Below are 9,267 nucleotides of genomic sequence, written 5' to 3'. Positions count from 1 at the left end.
TCAGCGCATCCGGCAGGCCGGTGAACACGGTGCCCAGCAGGATGCCGAACGCCATGGCCGCGAAGATCCACACGGTCAGGTAGCGGTCGAGAAAGGAGAGCCGGCGGGCCGGGCTGTCGAGGGTCATCATCTGTTCCTTTCAGGCCGAGCGGATGCGGTTGCCCTGGGCATCGACCACCGACTCGCCGTCCTCCTTGCTGAAGGCGGCGCGCTGCGGCGGCAGCAGGTCCAGCACCTGCTCCGAGGGCCGGCAGAGCCGCACCCCCCTGGGGCTGACCACGATGGGCCGGTTGATCAGCACCGGATGCGCCAGCATCACCTCGATCAGCGCCGCGTCGGGCAGTGCCGGGTCGTCCAAGCCCAACTCCGCATAGGGCGTGCCCTTTTCCCGCAGCAGCGCGCGAGGTGCGATGCCCATCCGGGCGATCAGCCGCTCCAGCATCGCGCGCGTGGGCGGCGTCTTGAGGTATTCCACCACATGCGGCTCGATCCCGGCATTGCGGATCATGGCCAGGACGTTGCGCGAGGTGCCGCAGTCGGGGTTGTGGTAAATGACGACATCCATGCTCAGGTCTCTCGGGTCAAAGTGGGGTCACAGGCACAATCCAGCGCGGCCGCGACCGGCGCGCAGATTTCCGGATGGCCGTCGCAGCAATCGCGCATCAGGAATTCGATCAGCCCCGCCAGTGTCGGGAAGACAACGCTGTAGATGATGAAACGCCCCTCGCGCCGGGACCGGATCAGCCCGGCATGTTCGAGGTGGGTCAGGTGGAAGGATAGCCGCGAAGTGGTCGCGTCCCCCAGGGCCTCGCCGATGGCCCCGGCCGCCATGCCCTCCGGCCCGGCCTTGACCAGCAGCCGGACGATGCGCAGCCGGGTTTCCTGCGACAGGGCCGCGAAGCCGGCAAGGGCGCGTTGCTCCTCCATCGAATCAACCTCTCAAGATATGTTGATATAATGAAGGTGAGACTTGGGGGTGTCAAGCCAGCAGGTGTGTCTCGACGATGGCTGCTCGGGGAATCCGCGGGGGTCAGGCGCCGGATCCTGACGAACCGAGCCTGGACCGAATATCTGATCGACCAGGCGACCAACGAGGGCATGCCCGAGAACGGCCGGCCCTCGTATCTGGCCGAGGCCCGGCAGGCGCTGCTGGCGCTGGAGCGCAAGGCGGCGGGGCGGGCCGCTTCCGGCGCGCGGAAGGCGGCATGAGGTGCGGCCATGGACCCGCTCGTCGTGCTTGATTGCCAGAAGGTGCGGCCGGACAGGTTCGCCCTGACGCTGGCCGCAGCAGGGCGCTGCTTCAGGGCGCCGGGGCGATGCTCGACATGCCGGGCGCCAGCCCTGCAGAACTGGCGCTGCACGAGATCGCGGCGGGGCTGCTGACGCGGGATGAGATCGCAGCGATCCCGCCCGAAGCAGGCCGGGCAGCCCTGCCGCCGCCCGGGCCCGCCGCCGCATCCAGCCTTCCCCCGCAAGGGAAGGTCCATTGACGGGATCACCAAGCAACCGACAAGGAGGAGTGAACGATGCTGAAATCCCTGTCTCTCGATCGCCGGACGGCATTCGACATCGCCAATGTCGTTGCCGGTCTCGGTCTTCTGCTGTCGCCCTGGTATCTCGGCTTCGCGGCCGAGACCGCCGCGGCGGGGAACGCCTGGATCATCGGGGCCGCGATGACGCTGATCGCCTTGGCCGCGCTCTTCGCGTTCCACAGGCTTGAGGAATGGGCCAATGCCGCCCTTGGCCTCTGGGCGGTGATCGCGCCCTGGGTTCTGGGCTTCGCGACCCTCGCGGCGGCGATGTGGGTGCATGTGATCGCCGGTCTGGTCGTCGCGATCCTGGCAGGCGTCAGCCTGTGGTCGGGCGACGACCGGCCCTATTCGACAGCGTGACGTCCCGAACGGCCCGGCAACCCGCCGGGCCGTTTTCACGTTCTCCGTCTGGTCTCGGGCGGGAAAGGAAATCCACCACCGATCAAACGGAAATTGCCGATGTCGATGAAAATCCTCCGACTGCGCGCGGCTGCCATCACGCTGTGCACGATCCTGGCGCTGGTCGCGCCGTCCCCGGCGGCTGTCGGCCAACCCATGCCCGAGGCGGCGGGCGGCATTCCCACCATCGCCCCGATGCTGTCGCGCGTCACCCCGGCGGTGGTCAATATCGCGGTCGTCTCGGAAACGCCGGCGGTATCGAACCCGCTTTACAACGATCCCTATTTCCGCCGTTTCTTCGATCTTCCCGACCCGCCGATGCGGCGGCAGATGAGCGCCGGCTCCGGCGTGATCGTCGACGCCCAGAACGGCTATGTGCTGACCAATCACCACGTCGTCGCCGAGGCCAGCGCGATCAGCGTCACGCTGAAGGACGGGCGCCAGTTCCGGGCCGGACTCGTCGGCGCCGACCAGGCCACGGAAATCGCCCTGCTGCGAATCGAGGCCGAGGATCTGGTCGCGCTGGAGATCGGCGATTCCGACCGCCTTCAGGTCGGCGATTTCGTCGCCGCCATCGGCAACCCCTTCGGCCTGGGCCAGACGGTGACCTCGGGCATCGTCGGCGCGCTGGGACGCAGCGGCATCAGCCGCGAGGGCTATGAGGATTTCATCCAGACCGACGCCTCGATCAACCCGGGTAATTCGGGCGGCGCGATGGTGACGCTGGACGGCAGGCTGGTCGGTATCAACACCGCCATCCTGACCCCGGCGGGGGGCAATATCGGTATCGGTTTCGCGTTGCCCAGCAACATGGCCGTCGCCGTGATGCAGCAGCTGATCAAGCATGGCGAGGTGCGGCGCGGCAGGCTGGGGATCGGCATGCACGACCTGACGCCCGATCTGGCCGAGGCGCTGGAGCTGGGCGGCATCCACGGCGCGGTCATCGCGAATGTCGAGCCCGGCTCGCCTGCCGAGAAGGCGGGGCTGAAGACGGGGGACGTGGTGGCCGCCATCGACGAGGTGCCGGTGCAGGGCGCCACGCATCTGCGCAACCGATTGGGCCTGACGCCCGTCGGCAGCACCATTCGCCTGACGGTCAGGCGCGAGGGGGATGAGCAGGAAGTCGACCTGTCCATCACCGCCGAAGCCACCTCCTCCGGTGATTTCGCTGGCACGCCGCTGGATGGCGCCCGGTTGCGCAACGCCTCGGCGGAGGAGGCGCGCCGGGCGGGCAGTGCCGGGATCACGGTCGACAGCGTCGAGCCGGACAGCCTTGCGGCATGGGTCGGTCTGCGCCGCGGCGACATGATCGTCGCCGTCAACCGGACGCCGGTTTCATCGGTCGCGGATTTGCGTGACATGCTTGCCGGCCGTCGTGCCATCGTGGCGCTGGAACTGATCCGCGACGGCAACCGTCTTTTCATGGTCGCAAGGTGAACGACGGCCGTGGCATGGAGAGGACCGGGAAGACGCAGCGTGTCGTCACCGATGCCTGGGCGTCGCTCATCTGACGCAGCCCCGGACCTTGCCGGCTTCAGAACGCCGGCCCGCAAGCCCTGCGGATGGCGAGTTGGACCGGCGAGGGCGGCAAGGCCGGGTCGAACTCGGCTCTTGGCAGCAAGGGAGGCTGCGCCATGAAGCGGGGTCTTGTCCCCCGGTGCGGTTGCGCCGCATGGACCAGAAACGGATGGCACAGATAGACCGTGCCCGCCGCGCCCGTCGCCAGTGCCTCGGGGCAGGTCTCGGTCGAGGCATAGCCGTTCGCCGACAATTGCTGCAGCGTCGCGCCTGCCGTGCCATAGGGCAGCAACTCGCGGGCGATGGTGGCGTGGGAGCCCCGCCTGATCCGGGTCGGTGCATCGCCGGGCCCGACATCCGAGAACAGGAACAGCATCAGCAACGCGCGGCCACTGCTTTTGACATTGACCCGCCACTCCATGAAATCCGGGCTGTCGCCGAAGCTCATGTCGACATGCCAGCCATCGTCGCCGGGGGCGATGGGCGAGGGGAAGCGGATCGGGAAACTGCCCAGCCCTTGCGGCGCAAGCCAGCGCGCCGGCCCGGCAAGCTGGTCATAGGCCCGATGCAGCAGCGGGGTGTTGGCGGCCTGGACGAAGGCGGGCGTGGACATCGATGCGATCCGGATGACGGGTCGCGTCCAGCCCTCGGGCCGGTCGGGCGAGAGGCCCGTCGCCGCCCACAACTCGTCCCGGCATTGCTGGGCGAGGTCGGTGGGGAAGGCGCCGTCGATCCTGACGAAGCCGTCCTCGATGAAGCTTTGAACCTGATGCTTGGTCAGGCCGGTGGGTTCGGGATTGGTCATCACGCATTCTCCGCTTGGCGCCCCAATCGCGGGCGCCGTGTCGATCTGATGGCGCGAAAGCACCGGCGGCAGGGCCGGTCAGATCAGCGGGAAGAATGTGGACATGAACATCATGGTCGGAATTTAGGGCGGGCAGCCGGGGGCTGCAAGCCGTGTCCCCTGGCCGCTTGCGACCTGTTTCCCCTGCTCGCGGTTATCGAGGGGCATTCATTGCCCGGCCAGCAGGCACCCCAGCCCATCGTCAGGACAGATGCCCTGATATCGTCCAGAGCGCCGGGAAGTGATCGCCCGCCCTGATCCTCTGCGCCCGGCTCAGTATTGGTCATGCAGCCTGAGCCAGCTCATGGCGCCGTTTTCATTGCGGCCCTTTGGGGTCAGGTCCAGCCAGTTGAACGCGCCCATCAGCAGTTCCACGCCGCGATGATAGGTGGAATAGCTGTGGAAGAGGACGCCGTCCTGCCGCACGAAGATGCTGACCCCGAACATGTCCGGGCTCCTCTCGATCACCGTCCCGTAGTTGTAGATCGCCCGGCCGGCCGCGCGATCCTCCTCGGTGAACGAGACGCCGAAATCGTAGTTGAAATCGCCGTCGTCCGACGACAGCCAGGGAAAGCGCCAGCCCATGCGCCGTCGGACCTCCTCGATCCGTCGGATCGGCGCGCGCGAGACGGCGGCGAAGGCCAGGTCGGCCTGCTCGAAATGCTGCCGGGCGGCATCGACATGGTCGACGACGAAGGAACAGCCCGAGCAGAGATGATCCGAACCCGGCGTCAGCATGAAGTGATAGATGGCAAGCTGGCTGCGGGTCCCGAACAGGTCGCCCAGCGTCACCTCGCCGTCGGGCCCCATGAAGCGATAGGGCTTGTCGATGCGGACCCAGGGCATCCGCCGCCGCTCGGCCCGCAGCGCATCGAGCTGATGGGTCATGTCGCGTTCGCGGGCCAGCAGCGCCTTGCGGGCCTCCAGCCATTCCTCGCGGGAAACGATGGCTTGGGTCATGGTCAGTCTCCTTTCCGGGTTTGGTCTTGGCCTGCCATCAGCCGTAACCAGGGCGGCAGGTGGAACAGGGCCATCAGCAGATACATCATGGTCATGCCGTACAGCGGCAGCGGACCGGGCCCGGACAGGCAGAGCGCGGGCGAGGCCGCCGTGATCCAGGCCATGACGGCGAAGCAGGGCGCCGCCGCAAGGGCCAGCCAGCGGGCCGGGTCGGGTTTTGCCCTGGGCGTTGTCATTCCGGGCCTCCCGTCCGATGCTTTGCAGCAACGACTCTAGGACGGGGCGGCATCCGGGCGTGAGTAACAAGGATGACGGGATTGCGGCAGCGGCGCAGGCGCTGGCGGCGGGGGATGCGCTGACGGCGCTGAAGCGGGTCGCCCTGCGCGACGATCCGCCGGCGCTGGCGCTGCGCGGCATCGCCATGGCGCAGCTGGGCGATCTCGACCGGGCGCGGGACCTGCTGCGCCGCGCCGCGCGAGGGTTGGGTGCCGATCCCCTGGCCCGCGCCCGCTGCCGGCTGGCCGCGGCGGAAATCGCGCTGGTCACGCGCGACCTGGGCGGTCTGGAGCGGGCGCTTGGCACGGCGCGAGGCGCGCTTGCGGCGCAAGGCGACTGGGCGAACGCCGCCCATGCCGGCTACCTGCAGGCCCGGCTGCTGCTGCTGACCGGGCGTCTCGATCAGGCCGAGGCGGTGCTTGAGGGGCTGGATGCCGCCGCGCTGCCCCCGGCCTCGCGTCCCGGCTGCTGGCTGGTCGCCGCCGGCATCGCCATGCGGCGCATCCGGGCCGGCGATGCGCGGGCCGCGCTGGACCGGGCCGCCCGTGCCGCGCATCAGACGGGCATCGCTGCATTGGCGGCCGAGGTCGCACAGGCGCGCGCCGCCTTCGACGCCCCGGCCGGGCGGCTGATCGAAAGCGGGCGCGAGACCATGCTGGACCTGTCCGGGGTCGAGGCGCTGATCGGCTCGGACCTGCTGCTGGTCGATGCCTGCCGCAACCTTCTGCGCGGCGGCGCGATGCTGGTGCCACTGGCCGGGCGGCCGGTGCTGATGGCGCTGCTGCGCGCGCTGGCCGAAGCATGGCCCGGCGACGTGCCGCGCGAAACCCTGCTCGCGCGTGCCTTTCGCGCCCGCCATGCCGACGAGTCGCATCGGGCAAGATTGCGGGTGGAGATCGGGCGGCTGCGCGAACACCTCGCCCCGCTGGCCGGGATCAGCGCGACGGGCCGGGGCTTTGTGCTGGAGCCGTACGTCGGGCGTAGGGTCGCCGTGCTGGCCCCGCCGGTCGAGGGTGATCATGCCGGGCTGCTGGCCCTGCTGGCCGATGGCGAGGCCTGGTCGAGTTCGGCGCTGGCCCTGGCGCTGGATGTCAGCCCGCGCAGCGTGCAGCGCGGGCTCAAGGCGCTGGAGCGGGCCGGCAGGGTCGAATGGCTGGGCCACGGCCGCGCCCGGCGCTGGGTCGCGCGAACCGTGCCGGGTTTCCCGACAAGCTTGTTACTCCCGGCGCCGCTGCCGATGCGTTAGGGTGGATGCATGAAACGCATGGCCGAAATCATCCGCGAATACGGCCCCTTTCCGGGGATCGAGGAGGTGCATGGCGTCAGTTTCGACAGAAGGCAGGTCTGGTTCGCCAGCGGTGAACACCTGCACGCACTCGACCCCGACAGCGGCGAGCTGGTGGGCGCGCTGGAGATCCCCGCCGATGCCGGCACGGCCTTCGACGGCCGGCATCTGTTCCAGATCGCCGGGCCGGTCATCCGCAAGATCGACCCGGAGAGCGGCGAGGTTCTGGCGACCATTCCCGCGCCGGAGGGCGGCAATTCCGGGCTGGCCTGGGCCGAGGGCTCGCTTTGGGTCGGCCAGCATCGCGGGCGGCGCATCCACCAGGTCGATCCCGAGACCGGCAAGGTGCTGCGCAGCATCGACTGCGACCGCTTCGTCACTGGCGTCACCTGGATCGAGGGCGCGCTCTGGCACGGCACCTGGCAGGGCGAGGAAAGCGACATCCGGCGCATCGACCCCGCCACCGGCGGAGTGCTGGAACGGCTGGAGATGCCGCCGGGCACCGGGGTCTCGGGGCTGGAATCGGATGGCGGCGCGCGGTTCTTCTGCGGCGGCGGCAGCAGCGGCAAGTTGAGGGTCGTTCTGCGCAAGGCGGATCAGGACGCGACATAGGGCCTTCGGTTCTTGCTGCGCAAACCGGCCCCTCGCTCGGAACCTGACAGCGGGGCCTCGGCGGGCTATGCTGTCGGGGTCCTTTCCATCAGCCACCGGGAGGCAGCGATGAGCGACGAACACGCGGGCAAGGGTGTCCTGCACCTGCCGCCGGGCGAGGGACGGTGCTATGAACTCGGCCGGATGACGGCGGTGTTCAAGGCCGACGAGGATGAGACGGCTGCGCGCTACAGCGTCTCGGAATGGTGGCTGGAGCCCGGCGCCGACGGGCCGGGCGCGCATGCGCATGAAGTGAATGACGAGATCTTCTACGTGATTGCCGGCACGGTCAGCTTCCTTGCCGGGGAGGACTGGCTGGACGCGCCGCAAGGGACGTTCCTGCGCATCCCGGCCGGGACGACGCATGACTTCAGGAACCGCACCGCCGAGCGCGTCGGTGTCCTGAACGTCTTCATCCCCGGCGGGTTCGAGCGCGACATGCCGGCCATCGCTGACTGGTTCAGGGACAATCCGTAGGGTCATGCGCAGCAAGGCCTCGATCACGGCGGATCTTCGGCGGCTTGGCTTGCAGCCGGGCGATCTGGTGATGGTCCACGCCTCGCTGAAGGCGCTCGGCCCGGTCGAGGGTGGCGCAGCCGGGGTCGCCCAGGCGCTCATGGATGCCGTGGGGCCGGGCGGGACGGTGATGGGATATGCCTCCTGGGACCGCTCGCCCTATGAGGAGACCCTGAACGGCGCTCGCATGGACGAGGCCCTGCGCCGCGACTGGCCCGCCTTCGATCCCCGGACCGCCGGGACATATCGCGGCTTCGGCCTGCTGAACCAGTTTCTTGCGGCGCTGCCGGCGGCCCGGCGCAGCGCCCACCCGGATGCCTCGATGATCGCGGTCGGCCCGCTGGCCGGCACCCTGGTCGAACCGCACCGGCTGGGCCAGGCCCTGGGCGAGGGCTCGCCGCTGGAGCGCTTCGTGCGCCTTGGCGGCAAGACCCTGCTGCTGGGCGCGCCGCTCGATGCCGTGACCGTGCTGCATTATGCCGAGGCCATCGCCGACATCCCCGGCAAGCGCCGCGTCAGCTACGAGATGCCGATGCTGGGCCCGGATGGCCGGACCATCTGGGAAGCGGCCACGGATTTCGACTCGAACGGCATCCTCGATTGCTTCGCGGCCGAGGGTCAGCCGGATGCGGTCGAGACCATTGCCCGCGCCTATGTCCAGACGGGCCGGCACCGCGAGGGCGTGGTCGGCGCCGCGCACTGCCATCTGTTCGACGCACGGGATATCGTCGCCTTTGGTGTCGACTGGCTCGAGCGGCAGTTCGGATCGGTGGCGTATCCGCAGATGCGTCGTGACGGCCGAGACATTTGACCGGGCATGGCCCCAATCTGACAGGAGGAACGCATGATGGAAGCTCCGCGCATCTACCCGACCTTCCGCTTCCGCGACGCGGCGGCGATGATCGACTGGCTGGAAAGGGCCTTCGGCTTCACCACCCATGCGAAATACATGGATGGCGAGAAGGTCGCCCATGCCGAACTGGCCTTCGGCTCGTCCATGATCATGTGCGGCGACGACAGGGACGACGCCTATGGCGGGATGGTGGGCCAGCCGTCGGGGCAGGGCGGCAAGTCGCTCTATATCGCCGTGGATGACGCTGACGCGATGTTCGCCCGTGCCAAGGCCGCCGGCGCGGTGATCGAGGAGGGGCTGACCGACCGCGACTACGGCAGCCGCGAATTCATCTGCCGCGATCCCGAGGGCAACCTGTGGTGCTTCGGCACCTGGTGGCCGAAGGTCACCGACAAGGGCTGAGGCGCATGGCCCCGCGGATATCGAACCGCAT

At 68.9% G+C, this 9,267-nt stretch carries 14 protein-coding genes and 1 pseudogene; 9 read left to right on the top strand and 6 right to left on the bottom strand.

What is annotated here, in order from left to right; genetic code table 11:
- The 3 genes and pseudogenes from FE811_RS24005 to FE811_RS23995 all read right to left on the bottom strand — a co-directional run.
- Nucleotides 1-127, bottom strand: a pseudogene (locus tag FE811_RS24005) (arsenical-resistance protein); the annotation flags it as partial.
- Nucleotides 128-139: 12 nt separating this feature from the next.
- Nucleotides 140-565 carry an arsenate reductase (glutaredoxin) gene (gene arsC, locus FE811_RS24000; RefSeq protein WP_116221282.1) on the bottom strand — a complete coding sequence of 142 codons (426 nt, stop codon included), beginning with the start codon at nucleotides 563-565 and terminating at the stop codon, nucleotides 140-142.
- 2 nt (nucleotides 566-567) lie between these two features.
- Complete coding sequence (locus tag FE811_RS23995) at nucleotides 568-927, bottom strand: helix-turn-helix transcriptional regulator (protein ID WP_116221281.1); 360 nt, start codon at nucleotides 925-927, stop codon at nucleotides 568-570.
- 66 nt (nucleotides 928-993) lie between these two features.
- Between FE811_RS23995 and FE811_RS23990 the strand changes: the two genes are divergently transcribed.
- The 4 genes from FE811_RS23990 to FE811_RS23975 all read left to right on the top strand — a co-directional run bounded on the left by FE811_RS23990 (nucleotide 994) and on the right by FE811_RS23975 (nucleotide 3,368).
- Nucleotides 994-1,209: a hypothetical protein gene (locus tag FE811_RS23990; RefSeq protein ID WP_219848939.1), complete on the top strand. Its 216-nt coding sequence runs from the start codon at nucleotides 994-996 to the stop codon at nucleotides 1,207-1,209.
- Between the two features lie 107 nt (nucleotides 1,210-1,316).
- A complete protein-coding gene (locus tag FE811_RS27670; protein ID WP_181180950.1) occupies nucleotides 1,317-1,490 on the top strand; it encodes a hypothetical protein in 174 nt (57 codons plus the stop codon).
- Between the two features lie 36 nt (nucleotides 1,491-1,526).
- The gene (locus FE811_RS23980) at nucleotides 1,527-1,892 is read left to right on the top strand and encodes an SPW repeat protein (RefSeq protein ID WP_116221280.1); all 366 of its coding nucleotides are present in this window, start codon (nucleotides 1,527-1,529) and stop codon (nucleotides 1,890-1,892) included.
- Between the two features lie 99 nt (nucleotides 1,893-1,991).
- The gene (locus FE811_RS23975; protein WP_116221279.1) at nucleotides 1,992-3,368 is read left to right on the top strand and encodes a Do family serine endopeptidase; all 1,377 of its coding nucleotides are present in this window, start codon (nucleotides 1,992-1,994) and stop codon (nucleotides 3,366-3,368) included.
- Between the two features lie 97 nt (nucleotides 3,369-3,465).
- Here the strand turns inward: FE811_RS23975 and FE811_RS23970 are convergent, their stop codons facing one another.
- The 3 genes from FE811_RS23970 to FE811_RS23960 all read right to left on the bottom strand — a co-directional run bounded on the left by FE811_RS23970 (nucleotide 3,466) and on the right by FE811_RS23960 (nucleotide 5,489).
- Nucleotides 3,466-4,254: a phytanoyl-CoA dioxygenase family protein gene (locus tag FE811_RS23970; protein WP_116221720.1), complete on the bottom strand. Its 789-nt coding sequence runs from the start codon at nucleotides 4,252-4,254 to the stop codon at nucleotides 3,466-3,468.
- 312 nt (nucleotides 4,255-4,566) lie between these two features.
- Nucleotides 4,567-5,253, bottom strand: a complete 687-nt coding sequence (locus FE811_RS23965) for a thioredoxin family protein (protein ID WP_116221278.1) — start codon at nucleotides 5,251-5,253, stop codon at nucleotides 4,567-4,569.
- Nucleotides 5,254-5,255: 2 nt separating this feature from the next.
- A complete protein-coding gene (locus FE811_RS23960; RefSeq protein ID WP_116221277.1) occupies nucleotides 5,256-5,489 on the bottom strand; it encodes a hypothetical protein in 234 nt (77 codons plus the stop codon).
- 59 nt (nucleotides 5,490-5,548) lie between these two features.
- Here FE811_RS23960 and FE811_RS23955 point away from each other — a divergent pair, with 59 nt between their 5' ends.
- From FE811_RS23955 to FE811_RS23935, 5 genes are all read left to right on the top strand, one after another.
- On the top strand, nucleotides 5,549-6,775 hold the full coding sequence (locus FE811_RS23955; protein WP_116221276.1) for a helix-turn-helix domain-containing protein: 1,227 nt from the start codon (nucleotides 5,549-5,551) through the stop codon (nucleotides 6,773-6,775).
- Nucleotides 6,776-6,784: 9 nt separating this feature from the next.
- Entirely contained in the window at nucleotides 6,785-7,426 is a 642-nt protein-coding gene (locus FE811_RS23950; RefSeq protein ID WP_116221275.1) for a glutamine cyclotransferase, read from the top strand.
- A gap of 108 nt (nucleotides 7,427-7,534) precedes the next feature.
- Nucleotides 7,535-7,942: a cupin domain-containing protein gene (locus FE811_RS23945; protein ID WP_140849041.1), complete on the top strand. Its 408-nt coding sequence runs from the start codon at nucleotides 7,535-7,537 to the stop codon at nucleotides 7,940-7,942.
- Nucleotides 7,943-7,946: 4 nt separating this feature from the next.
- Nucleotides 7,947-8,792, top strand: a complete 846-nt coding sequence (gene aac(3), locus FE811_RS23940; protein ID WP_140849039.1) for an aminoglycoside 3-N-acetyltransferase — start codon at nucleotides 7,947-7,949, stop codon at nucleotides 8,790-8,792.
- Nucleotides 8,793-8,825: 33 nt separating this feature from the next.
- The gene (locus tag FE811_RS23935) at nucleotides 8,826-9,236 is read left to right on the top strand and encodes a VOC family protein (protein ID WP_036761387.1); all 411 of its coding nucleotides are present in this window, start codon (nucleotides 8,826-8,828) and stop codon (nucleotides 9,234-9,236) included.
- The last annotated feature ends 31 nt before the right edge of the window (nucleotides 9,237-9,267 follow it).

It is taken from the genome of Paracoccus sp. FO-3, assembly GCF_006386455.1.
GTDB classification, from domain to species: Bacteria; Pseudomonadota; Alphaproteobacteria; order Rhodobacterales; family Rhodobacteraceae; genus Paracoccus; species Paracoccus versutus.
Note: the sequence above shows the minus strand (reverse complement) of the source record. Positions and strands in the feature narration are given on the sequence as shown.

Excerpts from the sequence above, each read along its gene's own strand:
- arsC (WP_116221282.1), bottom strand. The coding sequence starts at position 565 with ATGGATGTCGTCATTTACCACAACCCCGACTGCGGCACCTCGCGCAAC.
- FE811_RS23995 (WP_116221281.1), bottom strand. The coding sequence starts at position 927 with ATGGAGGAGCAACGCGCCCTTGCCGGCTTCGCGGCCCTGTCGCAGGAA.
- FE811_RS27670 (WP_181180950.1), top strand. The coding sequence starts at position 1,317 with ATGCTCGACATGCCGGGCGCCAGCCCTGCAGAACTGGCGCTGCACGAG.
- FE811_RS23980 (WP_116221280.1), top strand. The coding sequence starts at position 1,527 with ATGCTGAAATCCCTGTCTCTCGATCGCCGGACGGCATTCGACATCGCC.
- FE811_RS23975 (WP_116221279.1), top strand. The coding sequence starts at position 1,992 with ATGTCGATGAAAATCCTCCGACTGCGCGCGGCTGCCATCACGCTGTGC.
- FE811_RS23970 (WP_116221720.1), bottom strand. The coding sequence starts at position 4,254 with ATGACCAATCCCGAACCCACCGGCCTGACCAAGCATCAGGTTCAAAGC.
- FE811_RS23965 (WP_116221278.1), bottom strand. The coding sequence starts at position 5,253 with ATGACCCAAGCCATCGTTTCCCGCGAGGAATGGCTGGAGGCCCGCAAG.
- FE811_RS23960 (WP_116221277.1), bottom strand. The coding sequence starts at position 5,489 with ATGACAACGCCCAGGGCAAAACCCGACCCGGCCCGCTGGCTGGCCCTT.
- FE811_RS23950 (WP_116221275.1), top strand. The coding sequence starts at position 6,785 with ATGAAACGCATGGCCGAAATCATCCGCGAATACGGCCCCTTTCCGGGG.
- FE811_RS23945 (WP_140849041.1), top strand. The coding sequence starts at position 7,535 with ATGAGCGACGAACACGCGGGCAAGGGTGTCCTGCACCTGCCGCCGGGC.
- FE811_RS23935 (WP_036761387.1), top strand. The coding sequence starts at position 8,826 with ATGATGGAAGCTCCGCGCATCTACCCGACCTTCCGCTTCCGCGACGCG.